This window comes from Hydrogenophaga sp. (genome assembly GCF_030651625.1).
Taxonomy (GTDB): domain Bacteria; phylum Pseudomonadota; class Gammaproteobacteria; order Burkholderiales; family Burkholderiaceae_C; genus Hydrogenophaga.
The window spans coordinates 154,218-173,325 of sequence record NZ_JAUSCF010000023.1; the positions used below are offsets into that span (position 1 = coordinate 154,218).

The 19,108-nt window shown below is 64.3% G+C and carries 18 protein-coding genes; 7 read left to right on the forward strand and 11 right to left on the reverse strand.

Annotated elements, in window-relative coordinates; all coding sequences use genetic code 11:
- The first annotated feature begins 16 nt into the window (after positions 1-16).
- On the forward strand, positions 17-1,549 hold the full coding sequence (gatB, locus tag Q7V46_RS10820) for an Asp-tRNA(Asn)/Glu-tRNA(Gln) amidotransferase subunit GatB (RefSeq protein ID WP_304913546.1): 1,533 nt from the start codon (positions 17-19) through the stop codon (positions 1,547-1,549).
- Between the two features lie 18 nt (positions 1,550-1,567).
- Here gatB and Q7V46_RS10825 read toward each other — a convergent pair whose 3' ends face one another.
- Together Q7V46_RS10825 and pyrE are read right to left on the reverse strand one after the other, a co-directional pair.
- Positions 1,568-2,263 (reverse strand): DUF4124 domain-containing protein, encoded by a 696-nt coding sequence (locus Q7V46_RS10825; protein ID WP_304913547.1) that lies wholly within the window; start codon positions 2,261-2,263, stop codon positions 1,568-1,570.
- A gap of 11 nt (positions 2,264-2,274) precedes the next feature.
- A complete protein-coding gene (gene pyrE / locus Q7V46_RS10830) occupies positions 2,275-3,000 on the reverse strand; it encodes an orotate phosphoribosyltransferase (RefSeq protein WP_304913548.1) in 726 nt (241 codons plus the stop codon).
- A gap of 10 nt (positions 3,001-3,010) precedes the next feature.
- Between pyrE and Q7V46_RS10835 the strand changes: the two genes are divergently transcribed.
- Positions 3,011-3,802 carry an exodeoxyribonuclease III gene (locus Q7V46_RS10835; protein ID WP_304913549.1) on the forward strand — a complete coding sequence of 264 codons (792 nt, stop codon included), beginning with the start codon at positions 3,011-3,013 and terminating at the stop codon, positions 3,800-3,802.
- A 6-nt stretch (positions 3,803-3,808) separates the two neighbouring features.
- Here the strand turns inward: Q7V46_RS10835 and Q7V46_RS10840 are convergent, their stop codons facing one another.
- Both Q7V46_RS10840 and Q7V46_RS10845 read right to left on the reverse strand, forming a co-directional pair.
- Positions 3,809-4,183: a hypothetical protein gene (locus tag Q7V46_RS10840; RefSeq protein WP_304913550.1), complete on the reverse strand. Its 375-nt coding sequence runs from the start codon at positions 4,181-4,183 to the stop codon at positions 3,809-3,811.
- The gene (locus Q7V46_RS10845; protein ID WP_304913551.1) at positions 4,180-4,548 is read right to left on the reverse strand and encodes a glutaredoxin domain-containing protein; all 369 of its coding nucleotides are present in this window, start codon (positions 4,546-4,548) and stop codon (positions 4,180-4,182) included. Before Q7V46_RS10845 ends, Q7V46_RS10840 begins: the two co-directional genes overlap by 4 nt.
- Before the next feature lie 106 nt (positions 4,549-4,654).
- On the opposite strand from Q7V46_RS10845, the gene Q7V46_RS10850 reads away from it, so the two are divergent.
- Positions 4,655-5,290: an MBL fold metallo-hydrolase gene (locus Q7V46_RS10850; protein ID WP_304913552.1), complete on the forward strand. Its 636-nt coding sequence runs from the start codon at positions 4,655-4,657 to the stop codon at positions 5,288-5,290.
- 32 nt (positions 5,291-5,322) lie between these two features.
- On the opposite strand, the gene Q7V46_RS10855 is transcribed toward Q7V46_RS10850, so the two are convergent.
- Positions 5,323-6,195 (reverse strand): M48 family metallopeptidase, encoded by an 873-nt coding sequence (locus Q7V46_RS10855; RefSeq protein WP_304913553.1) that lies wholly within the window; start codon positions 6,193-6,195, stop codon positions 5,323-5,325.
- 176 nt (positions 6,196-6,371) lie between these two features.
- On the opposite strand from Q7V46_RS10855, the gene Q7V46_RS10860 reads away from it, so the two are divergent.
- Positions 6,372-7,967: an MFS transporter gene (locus tag Q7V46_RS10860; protein WP_304913554.1), complete on the forward strand. Its 1,596-nt coding sequence runs from the start codon at positions 6,372-6,374 to the stop codon at positions 7,965-7,967.
- Here Q7V46_RS10860 and Q7V46_RS10865 read toward each other — a convergent pair.
- Entirely contained in the window at positions 7,894-9,549 is a 1,656-nt protein-coding gene (locus Q7V46_RS10865) for a class I adenylate-forming enzyme family protein (protein WP_304913555.1), read from the reverse strand. The genes Q7V46_RS10860 and Q7V46_RS10865 overlap by 74 nt on opposite strands.
- 86 nt (positions 9,550-9,635) lie before the next feature.
- Between Q7V46_RS10865 and Q7V46_RS10870 the strand changes: the two genes are divergently transcribed.
- Positions 9,636-10,352: a response regulator gene (locus Q7V46_RS10870; RefSeq protein WP_304913556.1), complete on the forward strand. Its 717-nt coding sequence runs from the start codon at positions 9,636-9,638 to the stop codon at positions 10,350-10,352.
- Between the two features lie 200 nt (positions 10,353-10,552).
- Positions 10,553-11,890: an ATP-binding protein gene (locus tag Q7V46_RS10875; protein WP_370690326.1), complete on the forward strand. Its 1,338-nt coding sequence runs from the start codon at positions 10,553-10,555 to the stop codon at positions 11,888-11,890.
- A gap of 290 nt (positions 11,891-12,180) precedes the next feature.
- On the opposite strand, the gene Q7V46_RS10880 is transcribed toward Q7V46_RS10875, so the two are convergent.
- From Q7V46_RS10880 to radA, 5 genes are all read right to left on the reverse strand, one after another.
- Positions 12,181-14,469, reverse strand: coding sequence for an alpha-L-rhamnosidase C-terminal domain-containing protein (locus Q7V46_RS10880; protein WP_304913557.1), 2,289 nt, complete (start codon positions 14,467-14,469; stop codon positions 12,181-12,183).
- 171 nt (positions 14,470-14,640) lie between these two features.
- Positions 14,641-14,847 carry a zinc-finger domain-containing protein gene (locus Q7V46_RS10885; RefSeq protein ID WP_304913558.1) on the reverse strand — a complete coding sequence of 69 codons (207 nt, stop codon included), beginning with the start codon at positions 14,845-14,847 and terminating at the stop codon, positions 14,641-14,643.
- Between the two features lie 94 nt (positions 14,848-14,941).
- The gene (locus tag Q7V46_RS10890) at positions 14,942-15,877 is read right to left on the reverse strand and encodes a branched-chain amino acid transaminase (RefSeq protein WP_304913559.1); all 936 of its coding nucleotides are present in this window, start codon (positions 15,875-15,877) and stop codon (positions 14,942-14,944) included.
- 93 nt (positions 15,878-15,970) lie between these two features.
- Entirely contained in the window at positions 15,971-16,429 is a 459-nt protein-coding gene (locus Q7V46_RS10895) for a glycerate kinase (protein WP_304913560.1), read from the reverse strand.
- Entirely contained in the window at positions 16,430-17,887 is a 1,458-nt protein-coding gene (radA, locus tag Q7V46_RS10900) for a DNA repair protein RadA (protein WP_304913561.1), read from the reverse strand. It lies immediately after the preceding gene.
- 77 nt (positions 17,888-17,964) lie between these two features.
- Between radA and Q7V46_RS10905 the strand changes: the two genes are divergently transcribed.
- Entirely contained in the window at positions 17,965-19,086 is a 1,122-nt protein-coding gene (locus Q7V46_RS10905) for a hypothetical protein (RefSeq protein WP_304913562.1), read from the forward strand.
- Positions 19,087-19,108 lie beyond the last annotated feature (22 nt).

Here is a 19,108-nt window from a genome sequence, read left to right on the forward strand (position 1 = left end):
GAAAGAGGTTTTTGAGATGAACACAGTCAAAAAAGAAGCGTCGCTGTTGGTGCAAGGCTATGAAGTCGTCATTGGCTTTGAGACGCACGCTCAGCTGGCGACCAAAAGCAAGATCTTCAGCAGAGCGCCCATCGCCTTTGGCGCCGAGCCCAACACGCAGGCTTGCGCGGTGGACCTGGCCTTGCCGGGCACGCTGCCGGTGATGAACCGCGAAGCGGTGGCGCACGCCATTCGGCTGGGCCTGGCACTGGGCTCCCACATTGCCGAACACAGCGTGTTCGCGCGCAAGAACTACTTCTACCCCGACCTGCCCAAGGGCTACCAGATCAGCCAGTTCGAGATACCGGTGGTGCAGGGCGGTGAGGTGTCGTTTTTTCTGGGTGAAGAAAAGAAGACGGTGCGCCTCGTGCGTGCGCACCTGGAAGAAGATGCGGGCAAGAGCCTGCACGAAGATTTTGTAGGGCAGAGTGGTATCGATCTGAACCGCGCCGGCACGCCGCTGCTGGAGATCGTGACCGAGCCCGACATGCGCTCCAGCGCCGAGGCCGTGGCCTACGCGAAAGAACTCCACAAGATCGTGACCTGGATCGGCATCTGCGACGGCAACATGCAGGAAGGCAGCTTCCGCTGCGATGCCAACGTGTCGGTGCGCAAGCCTGGCGAGCCGCTGGGCACGCGGCGCGAGATCAAGAACCTGAATTCGTTCAAGTTCATGCAGCAGGCCATCGACTACGAGGTGCGCTGGCAGATCGAGCAGATCGGGGACGGCCACAGCATCCAGCAGGCCACGGTACTGTTCGACCCCGACACCGGCGAGACCCGTGCCATGCGCACCAAGGAAGACGCAGCCGATTACCGCTACTTCCCTGACCCCGACCTGCCGCCGCTGGTGATTGCGCAGGAGTGGGTGGAGGAGGTGAAGGCCACCATGCCCGAACTGCCCCGCCAGATGGCAGAGCGTTTTGTGCGTGAGTACACACTGCCGGAATACGACTCGACCACGTTGACACAAAGCCCCGCGATGGCGGCCTACTTCGAGATCGCAGCCAAGGCCAGCGGGCAGGCCAAGATGGCCAGCAACTGGATCATGGGCGAGGTCTCGCGACGGCTTAATGCTGAAGATCGTGAAATCGAGAACGCGCCGGTAAGCGCAGAGCAACTTGCAGCCCTGCTGCAGAGAATTGCAGACGGAACAGTCTCCAACAACGCAGCCAAACAAGTGTTTGAGCTTATGTGGTCTGAATCAGCGCCAAGAGGGCCGGTGGTGCATGTAGCTTCGGGCGACGCCGTAGGTCAGGGTGCCGTCGTTTCCGGAGTTGCACAAATCGACGCCATCATCGAAGCCAAAGGCCTCAAACAGATGAACGACAGCGGCGCTCTGGAAGCCATCATCGACGAGGTGATGGCCGCCAACACCCCCATGGTCGAGCAGTTCCGCGCCGGCAAGGACAAGGCCTTCAACGCGTTGGTGGGTATGGTGATGAAGGCCAGCAAGGGCAAGGCCAACCCCCAGCAGGTGAACGACGTGCTGCGGCAGAAGCTGCAGTGATCGGTTGCTGGGTGCGGGTCAGCGCGACAGCGTGGCGCTGCCGGAGGTACTGCCGGTGGCCCAGAGCTGGCGCAGCTTGCCCAGCTCTTCGTCAAAGCGCGCGTTGATGCGCTGCTTTTCTTTGGCCTGTTCGTCCAGAAAGCGCTTCTGGACGAACACCTGTTCCTCGTTGTCTTCGAGCTTGCGGCGCAGCCAGCTGGGCGCCTTCTCGCGATCGCCCTGGTAAAACTCCATTTCGGCATCGATCTGCTTGCGCTGATCGACAAGCGTCTCTTCCCGCTTTTTCACAGCGCCCATCACATCGTCCACTTGCGCCAGGGCTTCAGCCCGTTCCCGATCGTGCACGGTCTGGTTGGGGTAGCGGACCAACAACGCCCGTTCTCGACGACGCTCTTCATTGGCTCGCGAGATTTCAAGTTCTTCGGCCCTGCGCTGAGCGGCCAGGCGCGCACGTTCTTCTGCGGTGTAGCTCGGTGGCACCACACGGCGCACCGTACCGCTGCTGCCCAGTTCGCGCTGCTCCCGGTCCAGGCATTCCTTGATCGGGCGGTCCGAGGTGATGCGCCGACCGGTACCGTCGACGCAGGTGAAGATGCTCTGGGTGGCGGGCGGCGTCTGGGCGCCCAGCGATCCGGCGGTACCCAGCAGCACGCAAAGGCTCACCGAGCGCCATGACAGCAGGCTTCGCGAAGACGGTTGATCAGCAAGGGGCACGTTAAGACTCTTCAGGCAACACCGTAGCGCTCGCGGTATGCAAGCACGCGCTGGCGGTGCGCGTCGAGTTCCGCCCCGGTGTGTTGTGTCAGATATTGCAGCAAATCGGCCAGTCTCGCAATGGCGCAGACCTGCAGGCCCAATTGCTGCTGCACATACTGCACCGCACTGTGGTCTACATCACGCACCTGGCCGCCCGGGCCTGCCTCGGTGGCCTTTTCCTGCCGGTCCAGGGCAATGGCCACGGCGCAGGGCGTGGCACCTGCCGCATGGATCAGCGCGATCGACTCACGTGCCGCCGTGCCAGCCGACATCACGTCGTCCACGATCAGAACCCGGCCCTTGAGTGGTGCGCCCACCAGTGAACCGCCTTCTCCATGGTCCTTGGCTTCCTTGCGGTTGTAGGCGAAAGGCACGTTGCGGCCCAGGCGGGCGAGTTCGATCGCCACCGCTGCACCCAGGGGAATGCCCTTGTAGGCCGGGCCAAAAATCATGTCGAATTCGATGCCGCTGTCGATCAGTGCTTTTGCATAGAATTGCGCCAGCCGGCTCAGCTTGGCACCGTCATCGAACAGGCCGGCATTGAAAAAATAGGGCGAAAGCCGTCCGGCCTTGGTCTTGAATTCGCCGAATCGCAGCACGCCAGAGTCGACACAGAACTGCACGAAGTCCTGTGCCAGTGCCTCGCCGGCAACCACTCCTGCAGAGGCGCCTTTTGCGCCCACTTCCAAAACCATGGGGATTTCCTTGTTCAAACTGACCAGCCTCAATCTCAACGGCATTCGTTCCGCCAGCAACAAGGGGCTGGAACCCTGGTTGGCCGCACACCAGCCGGATTGTATTTGCGTGCAGGAAATCAAGGCCCAGGCGGGAGACATGGCGGGACGGTTCGAGGAAATCGGTGACCTCAAAGGCCATTTTCACTGCGCTGAAAAAAAGGGCTATGCGGGCGTGGGTGTGTACACGCGGCACGAACCCAGTGAGGTGCTGGTGGGGTTTGATCGCGGAGAGTTCGACGGCGAGGGACGTTACCTCGAACTGCGCTTCGACACGCCGCAGCGCAAGTTCAGCCTCATCAGTGCCTACTTCCCCAGCGGGTCGTCTGGCGAGGAACGGCAGCTGGCCAAGTACCGCTTCCTCGACCTGATCTATCCGCACCTGACGGCCCTCAAGTCCCAGCGCGACTTCATCCTGTGTGGTGACATCAACATCGCGCACCAGCAGATCGACCTGAAAAACTGGCGCAGCAACCAGAAAAACAGCGGCTTTCTGCCCGAAGAGCGCGCCTGGATGACCAAGCTGCTGACCGACGGCGGCCTGGTGGACGTTTACCGCCATCTGCGACCCGACACCACTGACGCCTGCTACACATGGTGGAGCAACCGCGGTCAGGCGTACGCCAACAACGTGGGCTGGCGCCTGGACTACCACCTGGCCACCCCGGCACTGGCTGGGCTGGCGCGTTCGGAAGCGATCTACAAGGCGGAGAAGTTCTCTGACCACGCGCCCATCACCATCGAGTACGACTTCAGTCTCTGAGCGCCTTCAGGCCGCCACTTCTTTCCGCGCTTCAATGAGCAACTGCTGCACGACAGCCCCCTGCGTGGCAGCCACGGCACGGATGCGCAGCGCCCGCCCTGACTCCAGTTGCACGCGACAGTGGTAGTCCAGACCGTCGGTTTGACCGGGGCTGTGGCTGGGCACGCGGCGCTGCCATTGGCGCTTGCCGTCGAGCTCCACAGTGAGCTCGTGCCAGGGTTGCGGATGCTCCAGCGGCGCGCGCACCACCAGCGTGACATCCACATCGAATGTGCGACGCCGGTCCAGCGATGCGGGAACGTCGATGACGGCAACCGAAGCGCCGCCGACATCGCAGCGCCAATGCTCGGCCACCTGAGGGCCTCCGGATCGATTCGTCATGTCGCCAGCAGTTCTTTCAGTTCGCCAGAAGCCAGGAGCCGGTTCAGGTCTTCGGCCCCGCCAATCAACACGCCGCGCACGAACACCATGGGCAATGTGGGCCAGCCGGTCCACATCTTCAGTACGTTGCGGCGGCGCCATTGCGAGATGTAGCTTCCGAACTCCAGGTACTGGAACGGAATGTCCGCCCGTGCCAGTGCCTTGCGGGCCTTGGCAACAAACGGGTTGCCTGCCATCCCCACCACCACCACAGGGTGGCTGGTGATGGCGCCCTGCACCTGGTCCAGGACGTCGCGGTGGAGGTTGGCCACCTTGTCTCGGATGGCGGGGTGGAGAAACGGCGCTTCGAGCACAGGTCGGTTCATGTGGTGTCCTGAGATTGGGTTGCCCACTTTAGTGCCATCTGGCATTCCCGGGCGCATGGGGTGGCCTTGGGGATAATCCCTGGCAGTCCCCTTTGCCGTTTCGACCATGCTGAAGTACCAAACCGTCCCCGTCACGCCCTTCGCCCAGAACTGCTCCATCGTCTGGTGCGATGAAACGCTTGACGCCGCCATCATCGACCCGGGCGGTGATCTGGATCGTTTGCTGGCGGAGGTGCAGCGCTTGCGGCTGAACCTCAAGGCGATCTGGCTCACCCACGCCCACATCGATCACGCTGGCGGCACGGCCGAGCTGGCTGAAAAGCTCGACCTGCCGATCATTGGCCCGCACCCCGGCGACCAGTTCTGGATCGACGGTCTGCCCCAGCAAAGCGCCATGTTCGGCTTCCCACCCGCCGGCCACTTCACGCCCACCCGCTGGCTGGCCGACGGAGATACAGTGCAGATTGGCCACAGCTCGCTCAACGTGCGCCACTGCCCGGGCCACACACCCGGTCACGTGGTGTTTCACTCGCCCGAAGCCCAGCGCGCTTTTGTGGGCGACGTGCTTTTCGCGGGAAGCATTGGGCGAACCGACTTCCCCCAAGGCAACCACGCCCAACTGATCAGCAGCATCAAGGAGCGGCTGTGGCCCATGGGGGATGAGACGGTGTTCATTCCAGGGCATGGACCGGAGAGCACGTTTGGTGAGGAGCGGCGGTCCAATCCGTATGTGAAAGCCTGAACGCTCCACGCTGTGCGCTGTGCGCTGAGTCCTCAGCCCCGCTTGGCCGCTTCGTACAACCCCTGCACCTTCGGCAGATTCGCCTCCAGTTCGCGGATGCGGTTCGGCCCGCTGGGGTGGGTGGACAGAAAACCCGGGCCCGCGCCACCACCGGCTTTGGTCATTTTCTGCCACAGGCTCACGCTGGCCCGGGGCAGGTAGGCGGCCCTTGCAGCCAGTTCCAGCCCCACCAGGTCGGCTTCGGACTCGTCTTCGCGGCTGAATCTGAGTGTGAGCAGCTGGGCGCCCATGCCGGCGGCCAGATCGCCGAGATCACCCAGGCCGAGCAGCTGCGCCCCCAGGCGCAAACCCAGATTCGTGGCGCCGCTCTTGGCCATGCGTTCGCGGGCGTGCTCGCGCAGCGCATGGGCCATCTCGTGACCCATGATCATGGCGGTTTCGTCGTCGGTAAGCTGCAGCTTGTCCAGAATGCCGGTGTAGAACGCGATCTTGCCGCCGGGCATGCAGAAAGCATTGATCTGATCGCTCTGGATCAGATTCACGGCCCATTTCCACTCCTTTGCGCGGGGGTTCCACGCATGCGTGTGCGGGATGATGCGCCGTGCAATGGTCTGCAGGCGCTGCACCTGCGGGTGGCTGTTGGGCAACAGCACCTGTTTGCTCTGGGCTGCCTGCATCACCTGCAGATACTGCTGGCTGGCGGCCGCTTCAAGCTGGTCCGCCGGCACCAGTCTCCGCAGAGACGATGACTTGCCCACCTCCACCTGTGCGGCTGCTGGCAGGGCAGCGCCTGCAGCGGCCGCTGCGCCGGCCAGCACGAAGGCGCGGCGGGACGACCAGACATGACTGGAGCTTTCCGCAGACCCGGACGCATGGGCTGATTTGAGATCGCAGAGAAGGCACATGGCGCAATGATCCAGAAAACGGAAGCGGGTCGAAGACTTTGGAGCAGTTCCTCCTGAGAGGCCCTCTTCCTGGCGAAGTTCGCCCTGTTTCCGGCAGTCTTTGCGTCAATTCGCGAGTTCGAACGCCGTTACAGGATGATAGGGCGATGCTGCTTGCGCGTGGGCACAATGGCGGCATGTCCCCACCCACTTCCAGTGCTGTCGCCGACAACTCCCCCAACGCTCCCGTCGCCGGCATCGAGGGCGAGCCCAACAGCCAGCCAGCCCGCCCGTCGTGGCGCGAAACCTTGCGTTCCTTGTGGGACCGCCGCGTGCTGGCCATGCTTTTCCTGGGCTTCACGGCGGGTCTGCCGATCCTGCTGATCTTCTCTTCGCTGTCGCTGTGGCTGGTGGAGGCCGGGGTGGAACGCAGGGCGGTCACCTTTTTCAGCTGGGCGGCGTTGGGCTATTCGTTCAAGTTCATCTGGGCGCCGCTGGTGGACCGGCTGCCGCTGCCACTGCTCACGCGCTGGCTGGGCAGGCGCCGCGCCTATCTGCTGCTCTCGCAAGTTGGCGTGATCTCGGCCATCGTCGGCATGGCCAGCACCGACCCGGCCAGCGGCGGTGCCAGCCTGACTGCGATGGCCCTGTTCGCGGTGATGCTGGGCTTCATGTCGGCCACGCAGGACATCGTGATCGATGCCTACCGCATCGAGATCGCGCCGCCCGAGCAGCAGGGTGTGTTGTCGTCGGCCTACATCGCGGGCTACCGGATCGGCATGATCGTGGCCGGTGCGGGCGCGCTGTTTCTGGCTGCGCATTGGGGGTCTGCGCGCGATGTGTATGTGTACACCGCTTGGCAGCAGGCCTACCTGGTGATGGCCCTGGCCATGGGTGTGGGGGTAATCACCACCTTTCTGGTTCGCGAGCCGGTTGTGGCTGAGCGAGAGCCGGAGCCTTCCGGTGCTCACGCCCGCCTGCTGGCGGTGTTTGTTTGCGCGGTGCTGGCTTTTGTGGGCGTGTTCTGGGCCTGGGGGCACTGGCTGTCGCCGACCGCGCCAGGCCCCTTTCTGGGCCTGCTGGTGGAGGCGCTGCGCATGGGGGCTGCCCTGGGGGCGGCCTTTGGGGTGGGCGCTTTGATGGTGCATGCCGGCCTGGCCAGCCGGGAGCAGGCGCGCCAGACCTGGGTGATGCCGGTGCTGGATTTCTTTCGCCGCTACGGCACCCGGACCGCCTGGCTGCTGCTGGCACTCATTGGCCTGTATCGCATTTCGGACATCGTGCTCGGTGTGATCTCCAACGTGTTCTACCAGGACATGGGGTTCTCCAAGACCGAGATTGCCTACGCGGTCAAGACCTTTGGTGTGGTGGTGGCCATTGCCGGCGGTTTTGTGGGGGGCTTGCTGACCACGCGCATTGGCGTGATGCGCTCGTTGTTCTGGGGTGCGGTGTTGGCTGCGCTGACCAATCTGGGCTTTGTGTTGCTGGCGTTCGCCGGGCACGACCTGCACCTGATGTACGCCGTGGTCGCGGCCGACAATCTGGCCGCAGGGTTTGCCAGCGCGGCGTTCGTGGCTTTCTTGTCCAGCCTGACCAACGTATCGTTCACCGCCGTGCAGTACGCCATCTTCAGCTCGCTGATGACGCTGCTGCCCAAGAGCCTGGGCGGTTATTCGGGGGGCATGGTGGATGTGCTGGGCTACCCTGGATTTTTCACCCTCACGACCTTGATGGGCCTGCCGGTTCTGGTGCTGGTGCTCCTGGCCAAGCGGTTGTTGCCGGTCGGGCGCTGATCTGGCGCTGGAGTTCCGGCTTTTGCACTTTGCCCAGTGCTGTGCGTGGCAAGGCCGGCAGTTGCAACCATTGGCGCGGCCATTTGTAGCGCGCCAGGCGCCCTTCCAGAAACGCCCGCAGTTGCTGCACCCAGTTTTCATCGGGTGCCGCTGCTTCCGTGAACACCAGCACCGCCACCACGGTCTCGCCCCAGCGCGCATCGGGCATGCCCACGACGGCGCACTCGGCCACCCAGGGGTGCTGGATCAGCAGGTTCTCGATCTCGGCCGGGTAGATGTTCTCGCCGCCCGAGATGATCATGTCCTTGGACCGTCCCACCACGGTGTGGCTGCCGTCGGGCGCCTGCCGCGCCAGATCTCCGCTGTGGAAAAAGCCCTCGGCGTCGCAGGTGGGTTGATCGGGCCAGTAGCGTGTCACCACATTGGGCGCGCGCACCCAGACCTCGCCCACCTCGCCTGACGCCACCTCGGTGCCCTGGGGGCTGCACAGCCGCACTTCAACACCCGGCGCCGGCCAGCCGCAAGAGCCATCGTGGCTGAGCGCATGTGTGGGCGGCAGGGCAATGGAAAACGGACCGGTTTCGGTGCTGCCGTACACATTGCAGACAGGGATTCCGCGCCCATGAAACGCCTGCACCGGCTGCGCCGGCAACAGGCTGGATCCGGCCCACACCGCTCGCAGGCTCGACAGATCGGTCTCCGTCCAGCCAGGATGCGCAATGAGCGCCTGCAAGGTCGCTGGTACCTGCAGGGTGAGGGTGGGGCGCTGCGTTTCGAAGCAGCGCAAGGTGGCGCCCGGGTCGAAGCGGTCGAACAGCAGCACCTGGGCACCCACCGACAGGGCGGGCAGCGTCTGGATGCAAAGCCCGCCCACATGGAACAGGGGCAGCACCGTGACCACCACATCGTCTGGCGTGATGCCCTGCACCTGCGCGGCGATGGCCATGTTGGCCAGCAGATTGCCCTGGGTGTGCACCGCGCCCTTGGGCTTGCCGGTGGTGCCGGAGGTGTAGACCAGCAAAAGGGGTGTTTGCAGCGCGTTTAGCAGTGCTTTTTGAACGGTTTCAGACGGCGGTGGCAATGGAAGCCGCTCGCCCACCTGCAACACCTGCACCGGCAATACGAGGGGCAACCACGCACAGCGGCCCGCCATGTCCTGGGCAGGGTCTTGCAGGCTTTCGTCGCACACCAGCACGCTGGGGGTGCAGTCGTCCATCACCGCCACCCATTCGTCCGGCGAAAGGCGGTGATTCAGCGGCACGAAGATGGCACCGAGCCGGGCCAGGGCAAAGAGCAGCACAATCTGGGTCGGATGGTTCAGGCCCAGCCACGCGACACGATCGCCCGGCACCACGCCCAGATGCTGTCCGAGCAGGGCTGCCACCGAATAGACCTGTTGTTGCAGATCGCGCCCGCTCAGATATGTCCACCGGGGTTCAAAGTCCTGCGATTCGCTCCCACTCAGCACGGGCAAGCATGGGCGCTTCTCTGCGATGAGGGCCAGGAGCTCATCGAAAGATTCAGCCGGGAGGGCGGGCAGCGGGGCCGGTACGGGCCAGGGCGGGGGAGTGAGCGACGACATTCACGCAACTTTACGCCAGCCTCACCGAGACTTCATGCACCGGCCCCACCATGACGGACATGAAGGACACCGCTACACTGAATTCCATGACATCCCAGTTGCTGATGATTGAAGACGACGGTCGACTCGCGTCGATGGTGGTGGAGTACCTTGGTCAGTCGGGCTTCAAGGTCACCCACGCCGCCGATGGCGAGGCGGGCCTTGAGCAGTTGCAGATCCTGCAGCCCGAACTGGTCATTCTCGACCTGATGATGCCAGGCATGGATGGCCTGGAAGTGTGCCGCCGCATCCGATCCATGCAGGGCGATATGGCGCGCGTGCCCGTGATCATGCTCACCGCCAAGGGCGACCCCATGGACCGCATCATCGGTCTGGAGATTGGCGCCGATGATTACCTGCCCAAACCCTTCGAGCCGCGTGAGCTGCTGGCGCGCGTGCGTGCGGTGATGCGACGCCGGGGCGACAACGGTGCTGCGGGCGCGGTGCGCGAATCGCAGGCTTTGCGTTTCGGTTCGCTGGAGATCGACCGCGACGCCCGCACTGTGCAGGTCAACGGCCAACCTTGTGAGCTCACCTCGTACCAGTTCGACCTGCTGGTGGCACTGGCCGAGCGTTCCGGTCGTGTGCTCACGCGGGACCAGATCATGGAGGCCGTTCGCGGCCGGGAGCTGGAGGCTTTTGACCGTTCGATCGACGTGCACATCGGCCGCATCCGCAACGCCATTGAGGCAGACAGCAAGGACCCCAAGCGCATACTGACGGTGCGTGGTGTGGGCTATGTGTTTGCCAAGCAGCAGGACTGAAGCATGTTGCTGAACCTTTCCTGCGCATTTCTTTCCTTGACACTGGGTTTTGCACCCCAAGGAGCCTGCGCGGCAGAACGACATCGGCTGCTACGCATGGAGAAAAGTCCCACTTCGCCCCCGTTTTTCCGGCTGTGGCTACGGCCACAGTCCTCAAAATCGGCGCCGAACTGGGCTCTTTTCCCACGCGTTTCGCTTCGATGCCTTCTGCCGCGCAGGCTCCTAGGGCTCGCTGCGGCGGCCAGCGGGTCATGATGAGTCCGCTGGGCCAGAAACTCTATCTGCGCATCTGGCTGGCGGTGGTGGCTGCGGTGGCCTTGATCACGCTGGTGGTGGGGTGGCTTTGGCAGATGGCGCTGGATCAGGAGCGCGAACAGAACGCCAACCGCAGCAGCCGTTCGATCGTGATTCGCAGCAGCGGCGGCGAAATTCTGGGTCAGGCGCCCGCCATGGCCGTGCGGGTGCCTGGCGAAGGGCTGGAGTTTCAGGTCACCATGAAGGATGGGCAGACGCTCTATGTGCAGTTGCCCCGTTCCAACCGGCCCGATGGCGCCAGCCGGAGAAACAACCGAGGTGCTTCGGCCTGGCTGACTTCCCCCACGGGATTCGCCTGGCTGCTCGGACTGGTGGCGCTGGCGGTTGCGATGGGCGCCTATCCCATTGTCCGCCGTCTGACCAAACGACTGGAAGGTCTGCAAAAGGGCGTCGAACGCTGGGGCAGCGGCGACCTTTCGACCCGCCTGCCGGTTCAGGGGCAGGACGAGGTGGCTTTTCTGGCTTCACGTTTCAACGCCGCCGCCGAGCGTGTGGAAACCTTGCTGCAGTCCCACAAGACCTTGCTGGCCAATGCGTCGCACGAGCTGCGTTCGCCACTGGCGCGCATTCGCATGGGCCTGGAACTGCTGGGCCGAGACAGCGCGTCGGCCGCCCAGCGCAGCGAGATCGTCCGAAGCATCGACGAACTCGACCAGCTGATCGACGAAATCCTGCTGGCCAGCCGGCTCGACATGCGCGACGCCAGTGACGCCTCTGCCCTGGGGCCCAAGGAGGAGGTTGATCTCGTGGGACTCGCAGCCGAAGAATGTGCGCGCTCCGGTGCCGATCTGGACATCGAGCCGGGCGCGCCGTCGGTATTGGTTCAGGGGCATGCCCGCCTGTTGCGGCGCGTGCTGCGCAACCTGCTGGAGAACGCACGACGCTATGGCACGCAGGGGGTGGAAGAGCGTGCTGCCGAGGTGCGTCTGCACATTTCGGTCGCCTCCATGGCGCCCGCAGGCAGGCGGTCGGACAGAAACCCCGCTGCCAGTGGTGCGATGGCGATCGTGAGCGTGGAAGACCGCGGCCCCGGCGTTCCACCGGATCAGCGAGACCGCATTTTTGAGCCGTTCTACCGTTTGCCCGGTGCCAGCGAGCGCGAGGGGGGCGTTGGTCTGGGTTTGTCGCTGGTCAAGACCATCGTGGAAAGGCATGGCGGGCAGATCCGCTGCGAGGCTCGGGACGGGGGTGGCGCCCGATTTGTCGTGGAATTGCCGATCTGACGATGTTTGGCTTCAGGCACGGATGGCCGCGAGGGTTCGATTCGCCTGACTTCGGAATCGCATCCCCCATTTGGGGGATGTGCCTGAGACGGGCCACGTCTGACAATCGAATCGCGCTGCTGTCACAGCAAGCCTGAATTCAGGGCCAGCAATCGTTCTTGCAAACGATCATTTGAAACCGATCTCCCAACGACGTCCTTCCAAGGACTTTCAAAAGCCACCGCAAGGTGGCTTTTTTTTCGTCGCTTCGGCGTGAAAGACCAATCGACCCGTGGCTTTCGCTGGCGTTCTCAATCGCCAGAGCGTCGCGAGACATCAAATTCATGCCGCCCCGCCGGCAGATCCAGCACAACCGCGCTGTTGTTCCGGCGCAGCACGCGAATGTCCGGCACCTCCTGCAGGGTGCTCTCCTGGGTGCGGATCGTGTCGTCCGTGCTCGCAGGCAAGTGCAACTCGGCACGGGTATTGGCGGGCACCTGAACCATCAGCCGATGGCCATCGACGCGGCGTTGCCACTGCACATCCACCGGGCCACGCTGGGTGGGAACCCGTGCGTCAAACCAGTCGAGGTCGCCCGGCTGGGGCTGCACAAGGACGTGCCGAGCCCCTGGCAACAAAGGCCTGACACCCACCAGGCGCCGGGGAATCACATTGGCTGGCGCGCTGCCCCAGGCGTGGTTCCAGTCCAGGTTGGACTTCGCTGAGAGGTCCCAGGCCTCCAGGGTCATGGTCGAACCCTGTTCCAGCATGTTCAACCAGGTGCGAGGGCCCCTGGCGCGCATGCGGTCCAGGGCAGTCTGTGCTTCGCCGTGTTCGTACAGGGCGTCCAGCAGGTGCTGTGCACCATACACGCTGGCGGCCATGCCGCGTGAGTGGACGAAGCCCAGCACGGCGGACCGATGGGCCTCGGGCACCAGACCAAAGCGCAAGGCAAACAGGTTCGCGTGCAGCGAATGGTGGTCCACGCCCTCACCATCCCGGTAGCGTTGCATTTCGGTGTCAAAAAAAACGCGGTGAAAGCTGTTGCGGACCTTTTCGGCCCTGGCCTGCCATTGCTCGGCCTCCTCCATCTGCCCCAGGGCCAGAGCGATGCGACCCATGAGCACCAGTCCCCGGTGGTGGTAGGCGTTGGCGACCGCGTCCACCGGTGTGATCACATGCCCGTCGCGCTCGCCCGGTGGCCAGTCCACCAGTGTATGGAGACGTCTGCCCTGGCCCAGGCTTTCTCTGAATGCTGCGGTCTGGCGCTCGGCGCTGTTGACGATCAGTCCGTCCGATCGGGCAAGTGCGGTCAGGGTGCTGGCCGCAAGCCGCTCCTGGTGCACTGAGATCAATGCGGTATCGCCGGTGTGCAGCAGGTCTTCCCAGGCCATGAGCAAAGGGTGCACCTGCCATTCAAGCGGCCAGGTGGGCTGTTGCAGCAGGAACTCCAGCGTGTGCCGCGCGGTGGCGTAGGAACGGTCCTGGTTGTAGTGAGAGAGCTGGTGGATGTGGGCGTCGCCCTCGTAGGGCAGGCGCTCGCGGTCGCCGTCCACGTAGATGCCAAGAAAGGTGGTGGCCAGCGCGGTGTGGCGGCTCAGGTCCCAGACGGCGTCCAGATCTGGCGACGACGAGCGAAAGTGGGCCGCCGTTGCATCGTGGGGCAGGGCGAGTGCGTGTCGCCGCAGGTATTCAGGGCGAAAACCCGCTGGCGCAGCTTCCAGCTCCACAAAGCGGAAGGGCATCACTTCGCCGGTGCCGGGCGGCGTGGCGATGAAGCCGCTCTTGAGCCAGGGCGGCGGTTGCCACTGGAGCACCGGCTGGCGCAGGGTGGGGGAAGGCTCCAGCACAAGATCGTGCGCCTGGTAGCGCACGGTGCCGGGTGGCTGGCGTTCCAGCTGTCCCTGTGCACTGCGCATTTCGCCCAGGTGCATGCGCACGGTGGTAGCGGGCGCTTCGGGCCAGACGATCACGGCCTGTCCGAATCGGGCTTGTCCAAAATCGAAGAACCAATGGCCCTCACCGAGGTGTTCTGCCTGTACGGGATGATCGACCTGAAACACCGGCCGGGGCCGGTTGCTGAAATCGGTGTTGGCCGGGTCGGCCGGCGCGGCTTGATGGGTAGTGAAGACTTCGTCCGCTGTGCGAAACCTCTGGCTCTCCGACCAGGGGCTGGCCTGCCCATCGTCATCCCACGTCCGCACCCGCCATGACCATTCCTCGCCAGCGTTAAGCGGGGGGCCGCTGTGCCTCACAGCAACCGAATCGGCGCTGACGATCTTGCCTGAATCCCAGAACGGCTGGGCCTTCCCAGGTGCCTCCACGCGAATCTGGTAGGCCGACTGCAAGGCACCCCGCCTCGGATCGTTTACCTGCCAGGAAAAAGCCGGCAAGGCATCGCGGATCAGGTTGTCGTGGGGATGAGTGAGCAGACTCACGGACAGGCCGAGGGGCGCACCAAGCGAAGCCTGGGCCATGGAATCATGTGGAGCGGCGATGCGGTTTTCGGCCATTGCTGGCCCCGTCAGCAGCAGCCCCAGCGCTGTGGAAGCCGCAAGCAGGCCGCCAAGTGCCACGGCGATGGCGGTTTTCAGAATCATGGGAATGGGACCGGCTCCCGCCATGGCAGTTCCCGCCCCATGGCATCCGAGAGCCAAGCCCTCCGGCGCGAAATGACCCGTTCCAAAGATACCGAGGGCCCGGCTCTGCCGGTCCAAGGTATCGCCCCCTTGAGGGGGTGACGCGCGAAGCGCGGCGCGGGGGTGGGACAGTCAATGCCCGTTGGCCACCCGCTCGCCCGCCTTGAGCCGGTACACCGTACCGCAGTAGGGGCAGCGGGCTTCGCCGTTTTTCCCCACATCCAGATAGACCTTGGGGTGGGTGTTCCAGATTTTCATATCCGCCTTCGGACTGGGACAAAAAACCCCGCCCTGTGGGTTGAGGTCATGGGCAACGAGTTCCACAACGGATGGCTTCATTCTTGTACTCCTGATTCAGCGGACCTTTGCTGGAACTGCCGGGGGCCATCCAGCCACGCCGTGAAGCTGGTCTGGCCTACGGGTGCATGGAAGGTCACACCTTGGCCAGCCAGTGGGCGTAGTGGGGGTTGCGGCCACCGACGATGTCGAAGAACGCGCTCTGGATCTTCTCGGTGATGGGCCCTCGGCTGCCAGCGCCCAGTTCGATGCGGTCGAGTTCGCGGATCGGCGTGACTTCGGCGGCGGTGCCGGTAAAGAAGGCTTCGTCGGCGATGTAGACCTCGTCACGGGTGATGCGCTTCTGCACAATCTCCAGCCCCAGGTCCTTGGCGATGTGGAACACGGTGTTGCGGGTGATGCCGTTCAGGGCGCCTGCAGACAGGTCGGGCGTGTAGATCACACCGTTCTTGATGACAAAGATGTTTTCACCGGCGCCCTCGCTCACGAAGCCCGAGCTGTCGAGCAGCAGGGCTTCGTCGTAGCCTTCATCGGTGACTTCCATGTTGGCCAGGATGGAGTTGGTGTAGTTGCTCACCGCCTTGGCCTGCGTCATGGTGATATTGACGTGGTGGCGGGTGTAGCTGCTGGTCTTCACGCGGATCCCACGCTTCAGGCCCTCGTCACCCAGGTAAGCCCCCCATGTCCAGGCGGCAACCATCAGGTGGATGGTGTTGCCCTTGGGCGAGACGCCGAGCTTCTTGTCACCGATCCATGTGAGCGGGCGAATGTACGCGCTCTCCAGCTTGTTCTCGCGCACCACAGCCTTCTGGGCCTCGTTCACTTCTTCCTTTGTAAAAGGAATCTGCATGCGCAGGATCTTGGCGCTGTTGAACAGGCGTTCGGTGTGTTCCTCCAGCCGGAAGATTGCGGTGCCATCGGGCGTGTTGTAGGCGCGCACGCCTTCGAATGCGCCGCAGCCGTAGTGCAGGGTGTGGGTCAGCACGTGGATCTTGGCGTCGCGCCAGTCGACCATCTGGCCGTCCATCCAGATCTTGCCGTCGCGGTCTGACATTGAAGGAATCGGTGACATTGTCTTTGCCTCTGTGGGGGTGGAAAGGGGGCTTTGAAGGGGTCTTCTCGGTGCCGTGTCCAGGGGACCCAGCGCTGTCGACAGCTGGCGATTTTACGTTCCGGGGGGCGAGCCTTCCGCCGTGTCGCTGGGTGAGTCGCCTGACGCCGGTTCCATGGGTCGAAGCTCGAACGATTGCAGGCGACCCTGGAGGAAGGTGCAGATCACGGCATCGCCGGCTTCATCGCTCCATTCCAGCACTTCCGGATCGTGGTCCGGTTCGGTGTGGCGCAGGCCCAGGCTCAGCGTACGTCGCACCACCTCCACCAGCGGTATTCCCTTTTTCAGCTGACCATGCAGCACACGGGCATTGCGCACATGGCCCATCGGTCGCTTCGCCGCTGCGTGTAGCAGGCGCATGAGCTTGGTGAAATGCAGCAGCAGCCAGAAACTGATCATCAATGCCGCGAGGACCAGGCCCTTCCAGCCGTAGGCTTGCCAGGCCGCGTAGGCGATGGCCACAGCGAATGCGGGGAACAGAAAGGGGCGGAGTCTGGCCATCCAGTCAGACATTCACAGGCTCCGCACCAGGTTCATGGCTTCTTCGATGCGTTCGACCGGGTGAATGGTCAGGCCCTCGAAAGCCTTGTCGTTTTTCTTCGGTGCGTTGGCCTTCGGCACCACCGCCACCGAAAAACCGAGCTTGGCGGCTTCTTTCAGCCGTTCTTGCCCGCGCGGCGCGGGCCGCACTTCGCCGGCCAGGCCCACTTCGCCAAAGGCAATGAAACCCTTGGGGAGCGCCTTGCCTCGCAGGCTGCTGGTGATGGCCAGCATCACCGCCAGGTCAGCAGCGGGCTCGCTGATGCGCACGCCGCCCACGGCGTTGACGAACACGTCCTGGTCCATGCAGGCCACACCGGCGTGGCGGTGCAGCACCGCGAGCAGCATGGCCAGACGGTCGCGGTCGAGGCCCACGCTCAGGCGGCGGGGGCTGGGGCCGCCGCTGTCCACCAGCGCCTGGATCTCCACCAGCATGGGGCGCGTGCCTTCGAGCGTGACCATCACGCAGCTGCCGGGCACCGGTTCGCTGTGCTGACTCAGGAAAATGGCGCTGGGGTTGCTTACGCCTTTGAGGCCCTTTTCCGTCATCGCAAACACGCCGATCTCGTTGACCGCGCCAAAGCGGTTTTTGATGGCGCGGATGAGGCGGAAGCTGCTGTGTGTGTCACCCTCGAAGTACAAAACCGTGTCCACCATGTGTTCGAGAACGCGCGGACCGGCCAGCGCGCCCTCCTTGGTCACGTGGCCCACCAGCACGATGGCCGTGCCGCTGGCCTTGGCCGCACGCGTGAGGTGGGCCGCGCATTCGCGCACCTGGGCCACCGAGCCGGGCGCGCTGGTGAGCTGTTCGGAGTAAACGGTTTGTATGGAGTCGATCACCGCGATGGCGGGCTTCACATGGTCCAGCGTGGCCAGGATTTTTTCCAGCTGGATTTCGGCCAGCACGCTGACCTGCGAACCGTCCAGCCCGAGCCGGCGGGAGCGCAGCGCCACCTGAGCGCCACTTTCTTCACCGGTGACGTAGAGCGTCCCGCTCAAGCCCCCACGCTGCCCCGCTGCGCGTGGTCCGCTGCCCCCCGAGGGGGCTTTCGTGCCTTGGGGCGGCCCGGCGTCACTCATGCCAGCCCTTTGCAACGAATCCAGGGCCTGCAGTAGCAGCGTCGACTTGCCGATGCCCGGGTCACCGCCAATCAGCACCACCCCGCCCTCCACAATGCCGCCGCCGAGTACGCGGTCCAGCTCGTCGTGGCCGGTGGGCGTGCGCTGCACGTCGGTGGCGTCGATGTCGGCCAGGGTGGTGACTTCGGCTGTTTTGGCCAGCGAGGCAAAGCGGTTTTTCGCCGTGGCGGTGGACTCCGCCACCGATTCGATCAGCGTGTTCCAGGCGTTGCAATGCGGGCATTTGCCCAGCCATTTGGGGCTGTTGCCGCCGCATTCGCTGCAGGTGTATTGGGTTTTGTCTTTGGCCATGTGCAGGGGGCAATATAGTCGAGTGCCACCGGGTGCCCTTGTCGAAGCGGCCAGCCCCGCCAACCGCCCCCACCGCCTTGACCAAGCCCCTCACACCCGCCTCTGCCCGCCCCGGCGCCACCGCGCTGCGTGCCTTGCCGCCCGAAGCTCAGACCTTGTCGCCTGCCGCCCGGGCCTACAACCTGCAGCTGGTGCGCATCGAGAAGCTGCAGTCCCAGCTCGCTGAACTCGACGCCTTGGGGCAGGCCCACCGCGCCGATCTGCAGCGCTGGGTACACCCGCTGGAGGTCCAGCGGCGCTCACGCATGCGCGAACTGGCGCAGGCATTGGCAGCGCAACTCACCGACAAGGCGTTAAGCCGGATGCAACGCGAACGCGCGTTGGCGATGATGTGCGACCTGGCGCAAACGCTGGCAGAGGAGGGCGACCGCGAAATGGCGGCGCTGCACGACCGCCACAGCCCGAGCACTCTGGCCCAGAAGAAGCAGGCCGCAGCCAACGCCCTGCGCGCCCGGCTGGAAGAAGCCCTTGGCGCGCCGCTGGACGACCTGGGCCAGGATGCGTCTGCCGAAGCCCTGCTGCGAGCTGGCATGGACCGTTTGCGCCAGGCCGACGAAGACGAGCAGGCGCGTCGCAGCGCCAAATCACGGGCCCGCAAGGCGAAGAAGGCCCCTCCAGCCCAACAGGTGCAGCAGCAGGCCCGGCAGGCCGATGCCGACACCACGCTGCGCAACCTGTTTCGGCAACTCGCAAGCGCCCTGCACCCGGACCGCGAGCCTGATCCCGAACAGCGCTTGCGCAAGACCGCGCTGATGAGTGCCGCCAATGCCGCCTACGGCCGCAAGGATCTGGTCGCCTTGATGCGTCTGCAGGTGCAGGCAGAGTTGGCCGACCCGCACGCGGTGTCGCGCCTCACCGACGACCGGCTTGCCGCGCTGACGTACTTGCTCAAGCAGCAAGTGGCCGATCTGGAGCGTGAACGCGCCGCGCGCCAGCAGCGCCTGGCCGACGAGTTCGATCTGCCGTCTGGGCAGGTGCCGAACCCGAACACGCTCAAGCAGCATTTGCTGCGCGACGTGAGCGCGCTGGAGGCGACCGTGGCGGGGCTCGCGCGCGACCTGGAACAGGTGCAGAACACCGCAGGTCTCAAGCGCTGGCTGAACAATCATTCATCGCCGGACGCGCCTCATTGGCGTTGACGAACGCCCGAGGCCGTGAGCG

Bases quoted from the DNA above. Each gene is read 5' to 3' on its own strand.
- gatB (WP_304913546.1), top strand. From the start codon at position 17: ATGAACACAGTCAAAAAAGAAGCGTCGCTGTTGGTGCAAGGCTATGAA.
- pyrE (WP_304913548.1), bottom strand. From the start codon at position 3,000: ATGGTTTTGGAAGTGGGCGCAAAAGGCGCCTCTGCAGGAGTGGTTGCC.
- Q7V46_RS10840 (WP_304913550.1), bottom strand. From the start codon at position 4,183: ATGACGAATCGATCCGGAGGCCCTCAGGTGGCCGAGCATTGGCGCTGC.
- Q7V46_RS10845 (WP_304913551.1), bottom strand. From the start codon at position 4,548: ATGAACCGACCTGTGCTCGAAGCGCCGTTTCTCCACCCCGCCATCCGA.
- Q7V46_RS10850 (WP_304913552.1), top strand. From the start codon at position 4,655: ATGCTGAAGTACCAAACCGTCCCCGTCACGCCCTTCGCCCAGAACTGC.
- Q7V46_RS10855 (WP_304913553.1), bottom strand. From the start codon at position 6,195: ATGTGCCTTCTCTGCGATCTCAAATCAGCCCATGCGTCCGGGTCTGCG.
- Q7V46_RS10860 (WP_304913554.1), top strand. From the start codon at position 6,372: ATGTCCCCACCCACTTCCAGTGCTGTCGCCGACAACTCCCCCAACGCT.
- Q7V46_RS10865 (WP_304913555.1), bottom strand. From the start codon at position 9,549: ATGTCGTCGCTCACTCCCCCGCCCTGGCCCGTACCGGCCCCGCTGCCC.
- Q7V46_RS10870 (WP_304913556.1), top strand. From the start codon at position 9,636: ATGACATCCCAGTTGCTGATGATTGAAGACGACGGTCGACTCGCGTCG.
- Q7V46_RS10875 (WP_370690326.1), top strand. From the start codon at position 10,553: ATGCCTTCTGCCGCGCAGGCTCCTAGGGCTCGCTGCGGCGGCCAGCGG.
- Q7V46_RS10880 (WP_304913557.1), bottom strand. From the start codon at position 14,469: ATGATTCTGAAAACCGCCATCGCCGTGGCACTTGGCGGCCTGCTTGCG.
- Q7V46_RS10885 (WP_304913558.1), bottom strand. From the start codon at position 14,847: ATGAAGCCATCCGTTGTGGAACTCGTTGCCCATGACCTCAACCCACAG.
- Q7V46_RS10890 (WP_304913559.1), bottom strand. From the start codon at position 15,877: ATGTCACCGATTCCTTCAATGTCAGACCGCGACGGCAAGATCTGGATG.
- Q7V46_RS10895 (WP_304913560.1), bottom strand. From the start codon at position 16,429: ATGTCTGACTGGATGGCCAGACTCCGCCCCTTTCTGTTCCCCGCATTC.
- radA (WP_304913561.1), bottom strand. From the start codon at position 17,887: ATGGCCAAAGACAAAACCCAATACACCTGCAGCGAATGCGGCGGCAAC.